Annotated in this window: 17 protein-coding genes; 12 read left to right on the top strand and 5 right to left on the bottom strand. The window is 72.8% G+C overall.

Annotated features, from left to right (window positions below; all coding sequences use genetic code 11):
- Nucleotides 1-52 precede the first annotated feature (52 nt).
- Complete coding sequence (locus ACIBO1_RS05680) at nt 53-1,249, bottom strand: hypothetical protein (protein WP_396741767.1); 1,197 nt, start codon at nt 1,247-1,249, stop codon at nt 53-55.
- Complete coding sequence (locus ACIBO1_RS05675; protein WP_396741765.1) at nt 1,246-1,800, bottom strand: SigE family RNA polymerase sigma factor; 555 nt, start codon at nt 1,798-1,800, stop codon at nt 1,246-1,248. The genes ACIBO1_RS05680 and ACIBO1_RS05675 overlap by 4 nt, the downstream gene beginning before the upstream one ends.
- 134 nt (nt 1,801-1,934) lie before the next feature.
- Here ACIBO1_RS05675 and ACIBO1_RS05670 point away from each other — a divergent pair, with 134 nt between their 5' ends.
- On the top strand, nt 1,935-2,579 hold the full coding sequence (locus ACIBO1_RS05670; RefSeq protein ID WP_396741763.1) for an NADH-quinone oxidoreductase subunit B: 645 nt from the start codon (nt 1,935-1,937) through the stop codon (nt 2,577-2,579).
- A gap of 91 nt (nt 2,580-2,670) precedes the next feature.
- Nucleotides 2,671-3,984, top strand: coding sequence for a DUF2252 domain-containing protein (locus ACIBO1_RS05665; protein ID WP_396741761.1), 1,314 nt, complete (start codon nt 2,671-2,673; stop codon nt 3,982-3,984).
- Nucleotides 3,985-3,999: 15 nt separating this feature from the next.
- Here ACIBO1_RS05665 and ACIBO1_RS05660 read toward each other — a convergent pair whose 3' ends face one another.
- Nucleotides 4,000-5,046, bottom strand: a complete 1,047-nt coding sequence (locus ACIBO1_RS05660) for a glucose 1-dehydrogenase (protein WP_396741759.1) — start codon at nt 5,044-5,046, stop codon at nt 4,000-4,002.
- A 156-nt stretch (nt 5,047-5,202) separates the two neighbouring features.
- Here ACIBO1_RS05660 and ACIBO1_RS05655 point away from each other — a divergent pair, with 156 nt between their 5' ends.
- Complete coding sequence (locus ACIBO1_RS05655) at nt 5,203-6,012, top strand: NADH-quinone oxidoreductase subunit C (protein WP_396741757.1); 810 nt, start codon at nt 5,203-5,205, stop codon at nt 6,010-6,012.
- Nucleotides 6,012-6,974 carry a complex I subunit 1 family protein gene (locus ACIBO1_RS05650; RefSeq protein ID WP_131057418.1) on the top strand — a complete coding sequence of 321 codons (963 nt, stop codon included), beginning with the start codon at nt 6,012-6,014 and terminating at the stop codon, nt 6,972-6,974. Before ACIBO1_RS05655 ends, ACIBO1_RS05650 begins: the two co-directional genes overlap by 1 nt.
- Before the next feature lie 150 nt (nt 6,975-7,124).
- Here ACIBO1_RS05650 and ACIBO1_RS05645 read toward each other — a convergent pair whose 3' ends face one another.
- Nucleotides 7,125-8,156 carry a glutathione S-transferase family protein gene (locus ACIBO1_RS05645; RefSeq protein WP_396741754.1) on the bottom strand — a complete coding sequence of 344 codons (1,032 nt, stop codon included), beginning with the start codon at nt 8,154-8,156 and terminating at the stop codon, nt 7,125-7,127.
- Between the two features lie 159 nt (nt 8,157-8,315).
- Here ACIBO1_RS05645 and ACIBO1_RS05640 point away from each other — a divergent pair, with 159 nt between their 5' ends.
- The 8 genes from ACIBO1_RS05640 to ACIBO1_RS05605 all read left to right on the top strand — a co-directional run bounded on the left by ACIBO1_RS05640 (nt 8,316) and on the right by ACIBO1_RS05605 (nt 17,255).
- A complete protein-coding gene (locus tag ACIBO1_RS05640) occupies nt 8,316-8,981 on the top strand; it encodes a NuoI/complex I 23 kDa subunit family protein (RefSeq protein ID WP_396741752.1) in 666 nt (221 codons plus the stop codon).
- A complete protein-coding gene (locus ACIBO1_RS05635; protein ID WP_396741750.1) occupies nt 8,978-9,547 on the top strand; it encodes an NADH-quinone oxidoreductase subunit J in 570 nt (189 codons plus the stop codon). Before ACIBO1_RS05640 ends, ACIBO1_RS05635 begins: the two co-directional genes overlap by 4 nt.
- A complete protein-coding gene (gene nuoK, locus ACIBO1_RS05630; RefSeq protein ID WP_396741748.1) occupies nt 9,544-9,912 on the top strand; it encodes an NADH-quinone oxidoreductase subunit NuoK in 369 nt (122 codons plus the stop codon). The genes ACIBO1_RS05635 and nuoK overlap by 4 nt, the downstream gene beginning before the upstream one ends.
- A complete protein-coding gene (locus ACIBO1_RS05625; protein WP_396741746.1) occupies nt 9,909-11,828 on the top strand; it encodes an NADH-quinone oxidoreductase subunit L in 1,920 nt (639 codons plus the stop codon). The genes nuoK and ACIBO1_RS05625 overlap by 4 nt, the downstream gene beginning before the upstream one ends.
- Nucleotides 11,825-13,363, top strand: coding sequence for a NuoM family protein (locus ACIBO1_RS05620; protein ID WP_396741744.1), 1,539 nt, complete (start codon nt 11,825-11,827; stop codon nt 13,361-13,363). The genes ACIBO1_RS05625 and ACIBO1_RS05620 overlap by 4 nt, the downstream gene beginning before the upstream one ends.
- A 13-nt stretch (nt 13,364-13,376) precedes the next feature.
- Entirely contained in the window at nt 13,377-14,837 is a 1,461-nt protein-coding gene (locus ACIBO1_RS05615; RefSeq protein ID WP_396741742.1) for an NADH-quinone oxidoreductase subunit N, read from the top strand.
- 126 nt (nt 14,838-14,963) lie between these two features.
- A complete protein-coding gene (gene htpX / locus ACIBO1_RS05610; RefSeq protein ID WP_396741740.1) occupies nt 14,964-15,839 on the top strand; it encodes a zinc metalloprotease HtpX in 876 nt (291 codons plus the stop codon).
- A gap of 156 nt (nt 15,840-15,995) precedes the next feature.
- The gene (locus ACIBO1_RS05605; RefSeq protein ID WP_396741738.1) at nt 15,996-17,255 is read left to right on the top strand and encodes an MFS transporter; all 1,260 of its coding nucleotides are present in this window, start codon (nt 15,996-15,998) and stop codon (nt 17,253-17,255) included.
- A gap of 25 nt (nt 17,256-17,280) precedes the next feature.
- Here ACIBO1_RS05605 and ACIBO1_RS05600 read toward each other — a convergent pair whose 3' ends face one another.
- A complete protein-coding gene (locus ACIBO1_RS05600) occupies nt 17,281-17,910 on the bottom strand; it encodes a TetR/AcrR family transcriptional regulator (RefSeq protein ID WP_396741736.1) in 630 nt (209 codons plus the stop codon).
- Nucleotides 17,911-17,936 lie beyond the last annotated feature (26 nt).

Genomic DNA, 17,936 nt, shown 5'->3' with positions numbered 1-17,936 from the left:
CGTCGCGCTGCGAGGGCGGTGGGCGTGACGGCCGGAGCCGCCACGCCCGCGCTCAGCGGCTCGCCCGCAATATGACGGAGTTGTCCGACCGCTCCCGGTCCGGCCAGTTCCGGTCCTGCTCGTCGAGGTGCTCGACCAGCAGGCTCGGCGTCACCTCCCCCCACGTCGAGTCGAGCCGGAACCGGAAGGTGAAGCTCCGCTGCTCGCCTGCGGCGAGCCCGTCCAGCGAGCAGGACTCGTACGCCTGCACCGTCCGGCACTCCGACAGGTCACCGCCGGCCGGCTCGCCGATGGTGGAGAGGTTGTGGAAACCGAGTCGGGGCACGTCCACCGGCCCCTTGTTGGTCACCTTGACGGTGACCGAGACGTACCGGTCGCCGTCGGCGTCGATCGAGCCGAGCACCAGGTCGTCCGCGCTCATGGCGAGATCGGTCAGCCGGGGGTCGACCTCGAACCTCGTCGGCCCCGCCGTCTGGTCGAAGCCTCCACCACTCCAGGTGTACGTCCGCCACTGCTTCTGCGGCCACCAGTCGGGCACCCCGCAGCAGGGCTGGATGTCGGCCACCTCCACCCGGACCCTGCCGTCGGCGGTGAGCGCGACAGCCGTGATGTCGTCCAGCCCCTCCCGGGTGCCCACCACCTGGCCCAGGGTGACGATCCGGCCGGCGTCGTCCCGGGAGAACGCGACCACCTGCTTGTCCAGCGCCTCCCCGAGCCGGCAGGCGACCAGGGCGACGGTGTCGGTGCTGCCGTCACCGTCGACGTCGCCGTGGTGGATGCCGTCCCCGAGTTCCGGCCGGCTCTCCTGGTCCGGCTCGCGTAGCCGGACGCCGTCCGTGGTGCAGGTCGGCGGCACGGACGACGACCAGTCGGGCAGGTCGACACGGGCCGCGAGGAGCTGGGCCCGGCTGATCCGGCCGTCCGGCAAGTCGGTGCGGGAACCGGTGGTGGTCGGTGCCGAACTCGGGGTCGCCGACGGCGTCGGCGACCCCGACGGGGTCGGCGGGGCGGACGGCTGGCCGGTCTGCCCCGGCGTCGGAGCCGGGCCGGTGCGGTTCAATCCCGCGTACGCGCCGACCGGCAGCACGACGGAGAGCACCGCCGCCGCCGCGACGGCCACCGCCACCCGCCGCCGCCGACGCACCGTGCGCCGAACCGCGTCCGTCCCCGCCGGCCGCACCACCGGGCCGTATTCCGAACGGAACGCGTCGAACTCGTTGCTGACCAGGATCTCCTCGGACTCGGTCATGAGCTCACCGCCCTGTTGTCGTTGAGTTGCGCGGCCAGTGCCGCCCGTCCCCGGTGCAGCCAGGACTTGACGGTGCCCACGGGCACCCCCTCCTGCTCCGCGATCTGCGCGAGGCTGAGATCCGCCAGATAGTGCTGCACCATCGCGCGGCGTTGGGCGGCAGGCAGTTGGGCCAGGGCGGCGATCAGCGCCACCCGGTCCGGCCCCGGTCCCGCCACGTGTTCCGGCCGTTGCCGGCGCAACCAGGACTGCGCGGTCCGTACCCGCCGCCAGCGGCTGGTGGCGAGGTTCCAGGCGACCCGGCGTACCCAACCCACCGGATCGTCGTACCGGGACACCCGCGACCAGCGGGCGTACGCCCGACAGAACGCCTCCTGGACCAGGTCCTGCGCCTGCGGAAGGTCACCGCAGTACGCGGCGAGCTGGAGGGTCAGGGACCGGAAGTGATTGTGGTAGAGCTCGTCGAAACCGATCCCCTCGGCCGGTGGCGGCGGCTCCTCCGCCTCGTCCGGAGGCGGCTCCCCGAGCCGAGGCTTCCTGCTCACCATCATGCTTCCTCCCCGTCCGGACCAGTGTCGGCGCTCGATGTCCGATCACACGCTGCGGCACGGGCGAGGGTTGCGGAGGTCGGCGGCTTCGGTGCTGTGATTGACTGTCACATCGGGGACAGACGAGGGAGGCCGAGGTGCAGCTACCAGCGGTGCTCGGCGAGCCGATCCGGTTCGTGCTGAACTGGGGTCGGCGCTACTCGCTCTGGGTCTTCAACTTCGGGCTGGCCTGCTGCGCCATCGAGTTCATCGCCACCAGCATGTCCCGGCACGACTTCATGCGCCTCGGCGTGATCCCGTTCGCGCACGGGCCCCGCCAGGCCGACCTGATGGTGGTCTCCGGCACGGTCACCGACAAGATGGCCCCGGCGATCAAGCGGCTCTACGACCAGATGCCCGAGCCCAAGTACGTCATCTCGTTCGGTGCCTGTTCCAACTGCGGCGGTCCGTACTGGGACTCGTACTCGGTGACCAAGGGTGTCGACCAGCTCATCCCGGTCGACGTCTACGTGCCGGGCTGCCCGCCCCGGCCGGAGGCGCTGCTGCACGGCATCCTCCGCCTACAGGAGAAGATCGCCGCCGAGCAGTCCGGCATCGGCGGCGTACCCCGTCCCGACCTGCTCGCCCCGCCGACCGACGCGCCGCGCGCCGACGACGCGCCATCGGCCGACGCGCCGCCCGCCGACGACGCGCCATCGGCCGACGCGCGGCCCGCCGAGGGCGCGCCACCGCGCGACGCGGCTTCCCTCACCGCCCCGCCGGTACGGCCTCCGACCTCCTGAAACTTCGCGTCGACGACCGATCGGGGTCGACGCGGCACCCCGCTCGGCGCGGTCGCCGCCGCGGTGGCGTCCGGGCGCTAGCGTGCCGGTCATGACCGACTCAGCGGAGCCGCGCTCCGCCTTCATCGTCAAGGTGCTGACCGAGGAGTTCGGCACCCTGATGGCGCTCGACCCGGCCGCCTTCCGGCGCAAGTTCCGCAAGATGGCCGCGTCGCCGTTCGCGTTCTACCGGGGCAGTGCCAGCCTCTTCTACGCCGACCAGCGCGGCGACTTCGCCGACGAGCGTTTCCTCGACGAGCAGACCAGCCGGGTGTGGATCCACGGCGACCTGCACGCGGAGAACTTCGGCACCTACATGAACGGCTCCGGCCAGCTCGTCTTCAACGTCAACGACTTCGACGAGGCGTACGTCGGGCCCTTCACCTGGGACCTGCGGCGCTTCGTCGCCAGCGTGGCCCTGATCGGCTACACCAAGGCGCTCTCCGACCGGGTGATCAGCGACATGGTCACCACCTTCGCCGAGCACTACCTGACCGAGTTGCGGGCCATCGCCGCCGGTGGCGACGACGCGATCGGGTCGATCACGCTGGACAACGCCGACGGCGTACTGCGCCGGGTGCTCCAGCAGGCCCGCCTCAACACCCGGGTCGACCTGCTGCGCGAGCAGACCACCGTCGACAAGTACGAGCGGCGGTTCTCGCTGCGCGACGGCGTGTACGAGGTCGACGGCGACGTCCGGGACCGGGTCTGCGCCGCCTTCCAGGACTACCTGGACACGCTGCCCGCCAGCACCCGGACCCGTCCGGTGGCGGCGCAGATCAAGGACGTGGTGCTGCGCAAGGGCGTGGGGATCGGGTCGGCCGGGCTGCCGTCGTACAACCTCCTGCTGGAGGGACACACCCAGGCGCTGGAGAACGACGTCCTGATCTACATGAAGCAGGCCCAGGTCCCGGCGGTCGCCCGCCACATCGACGACGAGCGCGTCCGGGGCTACTTCCGCCACCAGGGCCACCGGACGGCCGAGTCGCAGCGCGCCCTCCAGGCACACGCCGACCCGTGGGTGGGCTTCACCGAGCTGGACGGCGTGGGCCAACTCGTCGCCGAGGTCTCCCCGTACGCCGCCGATCTCGACTGGGCGGACGTCAACGAACCCGAGGAACTGGCCGGGGTGCTGGCCGACCTGGGTCGGGCGGTCGCCCGGATGCACTCGGTCGCCGACGACGAGTCCAGTCACGACCTGGTCGACTACTCCACCGAGGAGGCGATCGTCGCGGCCGTCGACGCGGACCCCGCCGGCTTCGTCGCGCACCTGGTCGACTTCGCCCACGCGTACGGCGTACGGGCCCGGCAGGACCATCAGCTCTTCGTGGACCTGTTCCGCAACGGCGAACTGCCGGGCGTGTAGGAACCGCGATCAGGGTCAGGCGGTGAAGTCGATGACGACCTTGATGTCCTCAGGGCCGGGGGAGTAGGCCGAGGCGTACTCCGACAGCGGCACCCGGCGGGTGATCAGCGCGCCGAGCCAGTCCCGGTCGGCGCGGGCCAGCGCCTCGGCGGCGGCGTCCCAGTGCCGCCGGTTGGCGTTCACCGACCCGAAGACGACGTTGTTCTCCAGCACCAGGGTGCGGTTGAGCGCACCCGCGTCGAAATCGATGATCCGGCCACCGCTGGAGACCCCGGCGAGGCAGACGATCCCGGTCGGCGCGACCTTGCACATGGCCTCCAGGACGACCACCGGCGCGCCGGTGCACTCGACGATCACGTCCGGCTCGAAGTCGAGTTCCTCGACCGGCCCGGAGTGGTACGTGGCACCGAGTGCACCGGCCAACGCCGGCTTCGGCCCGTCGGTGGCCAGGTCCAGCACGTGCACGGACAACCCACGCTGGCTGGCCAACAGGGCGGCCAGCAGGCCGATCGGCCCGGCCCCGGTGATCAGGGCGGTACGCGGCTGCCACTCCGCCCGCCGGCCGATCCGGTCGATGTGGTCCCACGCCTTGACCACCACGCTCGTCGGTTCGAGCAGGACGCCCACCTCGCCCAGGTCCGGGTCGAGACCGACGGCGAACCGGGGTTGCAGCCGCCAGCGTTCGCGGGCGAACCCGGGCAGCCCCTTGATGCCGTGCTCGGTGAACATGCCGTTGCGGCACATGTCCCACTCGTCCACCGCGCAGTTCGGGCAGGGCAGCGGGTCCGGGTGCCGGACGATCCCGGCGACCAGGTCGCCGGTCTGCAGGGTGCCGGTCGGGTCCTCCAGCACCCGACCCAGCGACTCGTGCCCGAGCACCAGGTGCTCGGCACCGGGCGGCGCCTCGCCGTACTGCCCTTCGATGATCTCGATGTCGGTGCCGCAGACGCCGACCGCGACGGCCTCGACCAGGACCGCCCCCTCCTCGGTGGCCGGTTCCGGGTAGTCGTCGAGCAGTCGCAGCGAGCCGGGCACTCCCGGGGTCACGGTCACAGCGCGCACGGGCCCATCCTGTCGGGCGTCGACGGGCCCCCGCCGGCAAAGCCGGGATCTCCACCCGGTCGCGCACCACCAGCCGGGCGGTGGGCCGGGTCGCCGACCGCAGGACCGGGCTCGCAGCCGGGCACGGGCGGCCGGACACGCCCTAGGATCAGCGGCATGACACCGGAAGAGGTCGGCCGGCGGCTCGTCACGCTGCTCGCCCCCGTCGAGGCCACCGCGACGGTCTCCGGGGGTCAGGCGCACTCCCGGGCCACCGTCGACGTACCCCCGCAGCAGTGGCGGGCGGCGTTGCTCGCCGCCCGCGACGACCCGGAGATGGCCTGCGACTACTTCGACTGGCTCTCCGCGGTCGACGAACTGGCCGACGGCTTCGACGTGGTGGCCCACCTGTGGTCGACCACGCACCGGCACGGGGTGCTGCTGCGTACCCGGGTGCCCCGGGCCACGCCCACGGTCGACTCGGTGGTGTCGGTCTACCCGGGTGCCGCCTGGCACGAGCGGGAGACCCACGAGATGTTCGGCATCGACTTCGCCGGACACGCCGACCTGCGGCCGTTGCTGCTGCCGCCGGAGTTCGAGGGCCACCCGCTGCGCAAGGAGTTCGTCCTCGCCTCGCGGGTAGCCAAGCCCTGGCCGGGGGCGAAGGAACCGGGCGAGTCCGAGGCCGGTGGCGGTCGGCGGCCGATCCGGCCACCGGGCGTACCCGCACCGGGCGAGTGGGGCGTGGTGCCGACCCCGGCCGGAGCCGGGGGTGCCGGGGAGGGGCCGCGCGGCGGGACCCCGGCGCGGCCCGCCCGGGAGCGTCCGGCTCGACCGGCACCGGGTACGCGTCCACCGCGTACCCCCCGCTCGGCCGGCCCCGCCGCAGGCCCCGGAGCCGGTCCTGCCCCGGGCCCGGCGGCGCCTGGAGCCGGCCCCGCCGCGGACCCGGCGGAGCCCCGGGCCGGCGAGGAGGGTACGCCCTGATGCCGCTCTGGCTGGAACTGGTGATCCGCATCGGTGGGGTGGTGGCCGCCTTCCTCGTCCTGCCGCTGCTGGTGGGTCAGGCCGAGCACAAGGTGATGGCGCACATGCAGGGCCGGCTCGGCCCGATGTACGCGGGCGCGTTCCACGGCTGGGCGCAGCTCGTCGCCGACGGCGTGAAGTTCGTGCAGAAGGAGGACGTCACCCCGCGTGCGGCGGACCGGCCGGTGTTCCGGCTCGCTCCGGCGGTGGCGCTGGTGCCGTACCTGCTCGCCCTGCTGGTGATCCCGCTCGGCCCGAACGACCTGGTCGGTCAGCCGCTCGACGTGGGTCTGTTCTTCGTGCTGGCGGTGGTCGGCGTCGGTGTGCTGGCCGTGCTGATGTCCGCCTGGGCCTCGGCCAACAAGTTCAGCCTGCTCGGCGGGCTGCGCGGCGCGGCCCAGTTGCTCGGCTACGAACTGCCGCTGGTGCTGGCCGCCGCATCGGTGGCGATGGCCGCCGGCACGTTGAGTCTCTCCGGCATCGTCGAGGCGTGGCAGCCCTGGTGGCTGATCTGGCAGGCCCCGGCGATGGTGGTGTTCTTCGTGGCCGGCCTGGCCGAGATCCGCCGGCCGCCGTTCGACATGCCGGTGGCCGACTCCGAGCTGGTGTTCGGGTACATGACCGAGTACACCGGCCTGCGGTTCGCGTTTCTGCTGCTGGCCGAGTACGTCGGGATCGTGGTGATCGCCGCGCTGACCACCGTGCTGTTCCTCGGCGGTTGGCAGGGGCCGTTCGCCGACGACCAGCTCGGCTGGCTCTGGACCCTGCTCAAGGTGGCCGCCGTCAGCTTCGTGATCATCTGGCTGCGGGTCTCCTACCCCCGGCTGCGCGAGGACCAGTTGCAGCGGCTCTGCTGGCTGGTGCTGGTGCCGACCGCACTGGCCCAGCTCGTGCTGACCGCCGCCGTACGGGTGGCGCTGTAAGGAAGGGACCCCTACTACCGTCTCCGGTATAGCAGGGGTCCCTTCCTAACACCTCTCACCGTCGCCGCCCGACGGCACGCCGCCGCACGGTCCGCCGCACCTCCGCACCGTCGCTGCCCGACGGCACGCCGCCGCCGTGCGGGCGGGCGGTCAGCGCAGCGGGGTGTGAGCGGGGTCGACCCGCTCGGCGGGCGCCGGAGGCGGCGGGGGAGTGCCGTCGCCGAACGGGCGACCGCCCAGCGACTCCCGGTCGTGCGGCGTGAGCCAGTTCGACAGGTCGGGGCCGACCGGCACCACCCCTGTCGGGTTGATGTCCCGGTGCACCTCGTAGTAGTGCCGCTTGATGTGGTCGAAGTCGATGGTGTCGCCGAAGCCGGGCGTGGTGAACAGGTCCCGCGCGTACGCCCACAGCACCGGCATCTCGCTCAGCTTCTGCCGGTTGCACTTGAAGTGCCCGTGGTAGACCGGGTCGAAGCGGACCAGCGTGGTGAACAGCCGCACGTCGGCCTCGGTGATGGTGTCCCCGACCAGATACCGCTGCCCGGTCAGGCGCTCGCTGAGCCAGTCGAGCCGGTCGAACAACCGGTGGTACGCCTTCTCGTATCCCTCCTGGCTGCCGGCGAAGCCGCACCGGTACACCCCGTTGTTGACGTCGCTGAAGACCAGCGCGTTGACCTCGTCGATCTCGTCGCGCAGGTGCTCGGGATAGAGCTGCGGCGCGCCCGGACGGTGGTGTGCGGTCCACTCGATGGAGAGGTCCAGGCTCATCCGGCTGTAGTCATTGGTCACCACCTGACCGGTCGGGACGTCGACGATCGCCGGCACGGTGATGCCGCGCGGGTAGTCCGGGTAGCGGGCGAAGTACGCCTGCTGGAGTCGCTCGATGCCGAGCACCGGGTCGCGCCCCTCGGGGTCGAGGTCGAAGGTCCAGCTCCGTGCGTCGTGGGTCGGCCCGGCGACGGCCATCGAGATCGCGTCCTCCAGCCCGAGCAGCCGCCGGACGATGATCAGCCGGTTCGCCCAGGGGCAGGCCCGGCTGACCGCGAGCCGGTAGCGGCCCGGCTCGACCGGGTAGCCGTCCCGGCCGTCGACCGTGATCCGGGTGGTGATGTAGTTCTGGTCCCGGTTGAACTCGCCCTGCTCGACGTACTTCCCGCCGCTGCTCGTACCGCCCGCGCCCATGCCGCCCCCAAGGTGTCGCCACGTCGTCCTGGCTCCCATCATGGCCGATCATGCGCGGGCCGGCGCGGGGAGCCGCCGGACGCCACGGTCCGGGCCGGACGGTGGAGATCCTTCGGGTGGTGGTCGCGCGCGCCGTGGCCACAGGGCAGGATGTTGCGCATGAGCGAGCGAAGCGAGTCGGCCGGCGTACCCGGCAGCGGCCTGGTGAAGGGGCTGGCGGTCACGCTCAAGACGATGACGAAGCGCTCCACCACCCAGCAGTACCCGGACGTCGCGCCCGATCTGCCGCCCCGCTCGCGCGGGGTGATCGCGCTGATGGAGGAGAACTGCACGGTCTGCATGCTCTGCGCCCGCGAGTGTCCGGACTGGTGCATCTACATCGACTCGCACAAGGAGGAGGTGGCGGTGCCCGGCACGGCCCGGCCCCGCCAACGCAACGTCCTCGACCGGTTCGACATCGACTTCTCGCTCTGCATGTACTGCGGCATCTGCATCGAGGTCTGCCCCTTCGACGCGCTCTACTGGTCGCCCGAGTTCGAGTACTCCGAGTACGACATCAAGGACCTGCTGCACGACAAGGAACACCTGGGCGAGTGGATGGCGACCGTGCCACCACCACCCGCGCACGACCCGCAGGGTGAGCCGGCCAAGGAGGAGACCGCCGCCGCGCGCAAGGCCGCGGTCCCCGCCGCGTCCGCCGCCCGGCCGACCGCCCCGGCGGTACGCCCCGAGCGCCGCCCCGCCGCCCGCCCACCCGCCGCCGAGCCCGGTGCCGCAGGTGCGGGTACGCCCGAGACCGATGCCGGGGAAGGCACTCCCGCGTGACCGGGGTGGACGCCCTGCTGCTCGCCCTCGGTGCGGTGGCGGTCGGGTCGGGGGTGCTGGTGGTGGCGACCAGTCACCTGGTCCGGGCCGGGCTCTATCTGGTGGTCTGCCTCGGCGCGCTGGCCGGGATGTACCTGGTGCTCTCCGCCGAGATGGTGGCCTGGGTGCAGGTGCTGATCTATGTCGGCGCGGTGGTGGTGCTGCTGCTGTTCGCGGTGATGCTGACCCGGGCGCCGATCGGCGCCTCCGACGACCTGGACCGTCCCGGCTGGCCCGCCGCGTTGATCGGCGGCGGAGTCGGGCTGGGGCTGTCGGCCCTGCTCGTCGACGCGTACCGCTGGACCGCGGTGGAACTGCCCGAGCCGGGCAACGCCGAGCGCATCGGTGAGCAGGTCTTCGGGAGCTGGGTGCTGCCGTTCGAGGTGCTCTCCGTGCTGCTGCTGTCCGCGCTGGTCGGCGCGATCGTGCTGTCCCGCCCGGAGATCGGCCGGGTGCGACGCGACCCGGCCGAGACGCCCGACGGCGGGGCGTCGCAGGGCGGCACGGCCCAGGGGCGGTCGCGGTGAGACCGGTCATCCCGTACGTCACCGCCGCCCTGCTGTTCGGCCTCGGCGTGTACGGCGTTCTGCGGCGGCGTAACGCGGTGCTGGTGCTGATGGCCGTGGAGCTGATGCTCAACGCGGTGAACCTGATCCTGATCACCGCCGACACCACGGCGAAGGCGCTGCTGCCGCACGGCGGGCAGGTCTTCGCCCTCTTCGTGATCGTGCTGGCCGCCGCCGAGATCGGCGTGGGCCTGGCGATCGTGCTCCAGCTCTATCGGATGCGGGCCAGCGTGGCGGTGGACGAGATCCCGCTGGCCGAGCGCCCCCCTGACGAGCCGACGCCGGTGACGGCCGGTCCGGCCGTGGTCGCGGAGGGGGAGCGGTGAGCACCGCGACGCTGTTGGGTGTGCTGCTGCCGGTCGTCCCGCTGGTCGCCGGCCTGACCGGTCTGCTGCTGCCGCCCTCGCCGCGCGGCTCCGCCCTCGGTGCGGACCCGGCCCGCCGGGCGGCCGTCGCGCTCGGCGTGACCGGTGCCGCCGGTGCTCTCGCCCTGGCGGTGGCTCTGCTGGTCACGCTGGACGACCCGGTGGAGGCGTCGACCACCTGGATCGACCTCGGCGGTCTCGCCGTCACCCTCGGGGTACGCCTCGACGGCGCCGCCGCGCTGGTCGCCGTCGCGGTCACCGCCGTGGCCCTGGCCGTGCAGGTCTACTCGACCGGTTACCTGACCGGTGGCCCGCGCGAGGACGGGGACGTCGACCACCGCTATCCGCCGTACGCGGCCCAGATCAGCCTCTTCACCGCCGCGATGCTGCTGGTGGTGGTCTCCGGGGACCTGATCCTGCTGCTGGTCGGCTGGGAGGTGATGGGCCTCTGCTCGTACCTGCTCATCGCGCACGACCGGCGGCTGCCGGAGGCCCCGGCCGCCGCGACGAAGGCGTTCCTGGTGACCCGGGTCGGCGACGTGGGCTTCCTGCTCGGCATCGCGCTGCTCGGCGTCTCGGCGGGCAGCTTCCGGATCCACGACGTGCTCGTCCACTCGCACAGCACCGCCACGCTCACCGCCGCCTGCCTGCTGCTGCTCGCCGGGGTGGCCGGCAAGAGCGCCCAGTTCCCGTTGCACACCTGGCTGCCCGACGCGATGGCGGGCCCGACTCCGATCTCCGCGTTGATCCACGCCGCCACCATGGTCGCCGCCGGCGTGTACGCGGTCACCCGACTGTGGCCGCTGTTCGAGGCCACGCCGGTCGCGTTGGCCGTGCTCGGCGTGATGGCGTCGGTGACGCTGCTGCTCGGCGCGCTGGCCGCCACCGCGCAGGACGACATCAAGCGGGTGCTGGCCTGGTCCACGGTCTCCCAGCTCGGCTACATGACCGGTGCGCTCGCCGTCGGTTCGCCATCCGCCGCCCTGTTCCACCTGCTCACCCATGCCGCCTTCAAGGCGCTGCTCTTCCTCGCCGCCGGTGCGGTGATCCACGCTCTCGGCACCGCGCTGATGTCCCGGATGGGCGGGCTGCGGCACACCATGCCGGTCACCTTCTGGTGCATGCTGATCGGGCTGGGCGCGCTGGCCGGCGTACCGCCGCTCTCCGGGTTCTGGAGCAAGGAGGGCGTGCTGGCCGCCGCCGCCGACGCCACCTCCGAGAGCGGGCCGGCTCCGACCTGGGTGGGGTGGCTGGTGCTGGTCTCCGGGCTGGTCGGGGTGGCGATCACCGCCTGGTACGCCACCCGGCTGCTGCTGCGGACCTTCTTCGGCACGCTGCGCACCCCGCAGCTCCATCCGCACGACCCGCCCGCCGCCCTGTGCTGGCCGCTGCTGCTGCTCGCGGTGCCGGCGGTCCTGCTGGGCCTGGCCGGGTTCTCGTCCTGGTTCACCGACCGGCTGCTGTCCAGCGCTCCCGGCGCGCTGGGCGTACCGGAACTGGTGCACGTCGGGCCGCTGATGCTGCTGCCACTGGCGCTGCTGCTGGTCGGGGTCGCCCTGGCCCGGCGGCGTGACCCGGCGGTCGACCCGGCCACCACGCTGGGTCCGCTGCGGCCGGTCCTCGCCCGCGCGTTCCGGCTCGACGACGTCCAGCACGCCCTGGTGGTACGCCCGACGACCGCGTTGGGTCGGCTGGCCCGTACCGCCGACGAGCGGGTGGTGGACGGCGCGGTCACCGGCACCGGTCGGGCGGCCCGGGCGCTCGGCGGTGGGCTGGGCACCCTGCACCGGTCGGCCCTGCCCCGGGCGGTCGTCGCGGTGCTCGCCGGTGCGCTGCTGCTCGGCCTGGCCGCCGTCCTGATCGGAGGAGCGGCATGACGTCCGGGGAAGTCCTGCTGGTGGCGGTGCTCGCGCTGCCGGCCCTCGGTGCCCTGGCGGTGGCGGCCACGCCGCACGACCGGGGCGCGCGCGTTCTCGGCACCGTCGTCGCCGCGCTGACCCTGGCCGCGGCCGTCGCGCTGCTCGCCGGCCGGGACGCCGGCTGGTCGGCGTACCTGCCGGACGGCAACGCCGGTGCGGTGCTGCCCTGGCACACCGTCGACGTGCCCTGGGTACCCGGCCTGGACCTGCGTTTCCACCTCGGCGTGGACGGCATCTCCTGGCCGCTGGTGGTGCTCACCGCCCTGCTCACGCTGCTCTGCTGCGGCTACAGCCTCTGGCGGGTGCCGACCGGCGGCAGTGGGAAGGCGCTGGTGGCGCTGCTGCTGGTGGTCGAGGTCGGCATCCTCGGCACCTTCCTCGCCCTCGACCTGGTCCTCTTCTTCCTCTTCTTCGAGGTCGTCCTGCTGCCGATGTACGCGATCATCGTCGGCTGGGGCGGCGACAGCACCGACCTGGCGGCGGTCGACGCGCGGCGGCGGGCGGCCCGGAAGTTCGCCCTCTACACCCTGTTCGGCTCGGTGCTGCTGCTGGTCGGCGTGTACGTCGTGGTGGCCGCCGCCGGCACCGCCGACATCGTGACGCTGACCGGCGGCACGGAACTGTCCAGGACCACCCAGCTCACCGCGTTCACCCTGCTCGCGGTGGCCTTCGCGGTGAAGAGCCCGCTCTGGCCGCTGCACTCCTGGCTGCCCGACGCGCACACCCAGGCGCCGACGGTCGGCAGCGTGCTGCTCGCCGGTGTGCTGCTCAAGATGGGCACGTACGGCCTGATCCGGGTCGCCGTCGGGGTGGCCCCGGAGGGTGCCCGCTGGGCGGCACCGGTGCTCGGCGTGCTCGCCGTCGCCGCCATCCTGGTCGGCTCGCTGGTCTGCCTGGCACAGACCGAGCTGAAACGACTGATCGCGTACTCCAGCGTGGGGCACATGGGCTTCGTGCTGCTGGGGATCGCCACCCTCACCGCCACCGGCATCCAGGCGGCGCTGATCGGCAACGTGGCGCACGGCATCATCACCGGCCTGCTCTTCTTCCTGGCCGGTGCCATCAAGGACCGGACCCACACCGGGGCGCTGAGCGAACTGTCCGGGCTGCGGGAGACCGCCCCCCGGCTGTCCGGGCTGCTCGCCTTCGCGGCGGTCGCCTCGCTCGGGCTGCCCGGCCTGGCCGGCTTCTGGGGCGAGGCGTTCGCCGTGGTCGCCGCGATCCAGGTGGGCGGCGCACTCTGGATCACGCTGGCCGTGCTGGCGGCGCTCGGCGGGGCGTTGACCGCCGCGTACCTGCTGCGGCTGTTGCGCCGGGTCACCCACGGCCGACCGACACCGACGGTGCGCGCCCTCGGCCTGGGGATCGCCGGGCCCGAACTGGCGGCCTGGGTGCCGCTGGTCCTGCTGACCCTCGCCGTCGGGCTGGCCCCGACCCTGGTGCTGGGCGTCGCCGAAGCACCGGTGGCCGCCCTGGTGGGAGTGCTGCCATGAGCGGAGTGCCGGCATGAGCGAAGTGCAGAGTCTGGACCACGTCGCGTTGCTGCCGGCGTACCTGGCCGCCGGGACGGCCGTCCTGGTGCTCCTGGTGGATCTGCTGCTGGCCCGTCCGGCGGCGACGGTGGCCTCGGCGGTCACCGGTGCGGTCGCCACCGCCGTGGGAGCGGCGGCGGTCGGTACGCTGCCGGACCGGCGTACGTTCTGCGTCGGCGCCGACTGCTCGTACGTCTTCGGTGGCCGGGCCGCCCTGGTCGCGGCGCTGGTGGCGCTGCTGATGGTCGGCGTGCTGGCGCTGTCCGGGTCGTTGCTGCGCGACGGGCGGACTCCGGTGGGGGAGTACTGCTTCCTGCTCGCCTGCTCGATGACCGGCGGCGTGGTGCTCGGCGCGGCCGGCGACCTGATCACCCTGATCGTGGCGGTGGAGGTGCTCACCCTGCCGCTGTACGTGCTGGTGGGGCTGCGTCGGGGCAGCCTGGCCAGCGCCGAGGCGGCGGTGACCTTCTTCGTGGTGAGCGTGGTGGCCACCACGCTGACGCTGCTCGGTGCCGCGCTGCTCTACGCGGTCAGCGGCGCGCTGCACCTGGAACGGCTGGGCGGGCTGCTCGCCGACGGGGCGCTGCTCGACGTGCCGCTGACCACGGTGGCGGTGACGCTCGTGGTGGCGGGACTGGCGTTCAAGGTGGCGGCGGTGCCGTTCCACGTCTGGGCGCCGGCCACCTACGACGGTGCGCCGCTGCCGGTGGCCGCGTACCTGTCGACGGCTTCGAAGCTCGGTGGGGTGGTGGCCCTGCTCGCCGTCGTGCAGCACGCGTTGCCGGCCGAGGTGACCGGCCCGGTGCTGGCCACGGTCGCGGTGCTGACCATGACGGTGGGCAACCTGGTGGCGCTGCGTCAGCGGCGTACGGTGCGGTTGCTGGCCTGGTCCTCGGTGGCGCAGGCCGGCTACATCCTCGCTCCGCTCGGCGCGCTGGCCCTGGCCGATCCGGACGCGCGCACCGGCGCGTACGCGGCCGCCCTGGCGTACGCGGTCTTCTTCGTGCTGCTGGAGTTGGCCGCCTTCGCCGGGGTGGTGGCGCTGCGCCCGGCTGGCGCGGACGGCGGCACCCTGGACGACCTGCGGGGTGCGGCCCGCCGGCACCCGTGGATCGGCGGTGGCCTGGCGTTCGCGCTGGTCGGGTTGGCGGGCCTGCCGCCGGCGCTGGCCGGGCTGTTCGCCAAGGTGACCGTGGTCCGTTCGCTGCTCGGCGGCGAGGCGAACTGGCTCGCCCTGGTGGTGGCGGTGAACGCGGTCATCGGCCTGGCCTACTACCTGCGCGTCGCGGCGTCGCTCTACGGCCCGCCCGGGGACACCGCCGCGCCCGCCGTCCGGCCGGGACGGGCGGTGATCGCCGCGCTGGCGGTGGCGACGCTCCTCGCCGTGGTGGTCGGGTTCGCACCGCAGGTCGTGCTGGATCTCGCCGGAGGTTGACCGCGACCGCACTCCTGGTCATGACTGCCGTTCAGGTAACTCTCAGTCATGAAGCGGATGGTTTACGGGTACCGGGTTGTTGTACCGGTCAGCGGATCCCGGCATCCGTGCACCGAAGGAGTGATCGTGCACCACAACCGTCTGAAGACCGCCGCGTTGCTCGGCCTGCTCACCTCGCTGATCCTGGCGGTGGGCTACTGGTTCGGCGGCAGTGGCGGACTGGTCGTCGCCGTCCTCGTCTCGCTGGCGATGAACGGTTTCACCTACTTCTACTCGGACAAGCTGGCGTTGCGCTCGATGCGGGCGCAGCCGGTCACCGAGGCACAGTTCCCCGAGCTGTACCACATGGTGCGGGAACTGGCCGCCGAGGCGCGGCAGCCGATGCCCCGCCTCTACGTGAGCCCGACCACCCAGCCCAACGCGTTCGCCACCGGCCGTAACCCGCAGAACGCGGCGGTCTGCGTGACGCAGGGGATCGTCGAGATCCTCGACTACCGCGAACTGCGGGGCGTGATCGGCCACGAACTGTCCCACGTCTACAACCGGGACATCCTCATCTCCAGCGTGGCGGCCGGGCTGGCCGGCATCATCACCATGCTGGCGAACCTCGCCCTGTTCATCCCGCTCGGCGGCAACAGCGACGAGGACGGCCCGAACCCGGTCGTGCTGCTGCTCACCATCATTCTGGGCCCGCTCGCCGCGACCGTCATCCAGCTCGCGATCAGCCGCAACCGGGAGTTCCAGGCGGACGCCTCCGGCGCCGAGCTGACACGCGACCCGCTGGCCCTGGCCAGCGCGCTGCGGAAGATCCACATGGGCACCCAGCGTCGGCCGTTGTCGGCCGAGGGTCAGCTCACCAGCACCGCCCACCTGATGATCGACAACCCGTTCAAGGGCGGCGGCATCTCCGCCCTGTTCGCCACGCACCCCCGGATGGAGGAGCGCGTGGCCCGACTGGAGCGGATGGCCGCCCAGACCGGCCCGGTCCGCTACCAGCGCTGACGCACCACCCAACCCCTTCGCCGCCCGCGCCGGGTCACCTGGCGCGGGCGGCGCTTGGGTACGCCCGTGTGAGCGCGATAACCATGTTGCCCGGCGCTGTCGGGGCGTTAGGGTCTAAACGAATCTGGCTCATTACATCTGCGGTGGGGGTTAAGGGTGGTCGGGCTGCGCCGGTATCTGAGCGTCTGGCAGATCCCAGGGGCACCGACCCTGCTGGTCACCGGCATCCTCGGGCGACTCGGGATCGGCATGACGCCGCTGGCGCTGCTGCTCGTCGTGGAGCAGGTCACCGGCCGGTACTCGCTGGCCGCCCTGGCCGGCGGCTGCTACGCCCTCACCGGTGCCGCGCTCAGTCCGGTCGCCGGACGGATCGCCGACCGGATCGGCCCCACCCCGGTCCTGGTCGGCACCGCGATCGCCCACCCGCTGGCGCTGATCGGGCTGCTCCTGTCGGCCCGCTCCGACACTGCGCCCTTCGCGTGGGTGCTGGTGGCCTCGGCGCTGGCCGGTGGGTCGTACCCGCCGCTGACCGCCGCCATCCGGGGCGCCTGGAACGACCTGACCAGCGTCTCCTCGGGTCGCTACCACCTGCGCAACACGGCCCTCGCCGCGGAGACGACGCTGTTCGAGATCGTCTTCGTGCTCGGCCCACTGCTCGTCGCCGGCTTCATCCTGTTCGCCGACGCCGGGGCGGCACTGATCGGCGCGGCGGTGGTCACCCTCGTCGGCACCGTGGCGGTGGCACTCGGCAGCACCATGCGGGGCTGGCAGCCGCACTCCCGTGAGCACCGCACCCGAGGACTCGGCCCGCTGCGGGTCCCCGGCTTCCCGGCGCTGCTGCTCTGCGTGGCCAGCCTCGGCATCGCGTTCGGCGCGACCGGCGTGACCGTGCCGGCGTTCGCCACCCGCTACGCCGCCGACGATCCGGACAGCCTCGCCGGTGTGCTGCTGGCCGTCTGGGGGATCGGCAGCGCGATCGGCGGGTTCTGGTTCGGCCTGCGCCGTCCGGCCCTCAACATGACCCGCCAGTTCGCCTGGCTGCTGGGCGGGGTGGCGAGCAGCTTCGTGGTGTTCGCCCTGATGCCCACGGCGGGCGCGCTGGGCGTCGCCCTGGTGATCGGTGGTGCCGCCATCGCACCCGCGCTGACCCTGGAGAACACTCTGGTCGGGCGGATCTCCCCGCTGGGCATGCTGAACGAGGCGTACACCTGGGTGGTGACCATGTCGGTCGGCGCGAGCGCGGCCGGCGGTGCGGTCGCCGGCCTGATCGTCGACCAGGCAGGTGGAGTGCCCTGGGCCTTCCTGTTCGCCGGTGCGGCGGTCGCCGTCGGGGCCGGGGTCGCGGCCCTGCCCGCCGGCCCCATCGCCCGCGCCGAAGCCGACACGGTACGCCTGGAAGCCCCGGCCGCCGTCTGACCCTGTCCCGGGCACTCGCTCACGGTCAGGGGCGCAACGCACGGAGCGCGTGCGTGACCAGCGCTTCGGCGTACTCGTCCGTGAGCGGCCCGAGGCGGAGCAGCCACCGCTGGTACAACGGCGCGTAGAGCAGTTCGAGCGCCAGGTCCAGGTCGGCGTCGGCGCGGATCTGCCCGGCCCGCTGCGCGCTGCGCAGCCGCTCCCGCTTGGCCTCGTCCACCGGAGCCGCCAGCCGTTCCCGGTACTGCGCGGCCAACTCCGGATCGGCCGCGACCTCCAGGTTGAGCGCCCGGATCGGCGCCTCGAACGCCGGGTCGGCGAACTCCGCGACGGTCGCCCGCAGCACCGTTCTCAGGTCGGCCTCGATGTCACCGGTGTCCGGCAGCACCACACTGCCGGCCTCCTCGCTCAACGCCAGGAACGCGTCGAAGACCACCGCCCCCTTGGACCGCCACCACCGATAGATCGTCTGCTTGCCGACCCTCGCCCGCGCCGCGATGGCCTCGATGGAGAGCTTCGCGTACCCGACCTCGGAGACCAGCTCCCGGGTGGCCGTCAGCACGGCCTGTCGGGACCGTTCACTGCGGCGCGCCGGGTCCGGGCGCTTCGAGGCCGTCTCGGGTGCCGGGTCGGTGTTTCTCGGGGCCGGGGACATGGGGTCGGAGTATATCGACAGTGAGA

The sequence above is a fragment of the Micromonospora sp. NPDC049903 genome (assembly GCF_044460945.1).
Classification (GTDB): domain Bacteria; phylum Actinomycetota; class Actinomycetes; order Mycobacteriales; family Micromonosporaceae; genus Micromonospora.
Note: the sequence above shows the minus strand (reverse complement) of the source record. Positions and strands in the feature narration are given on the sequence as shown.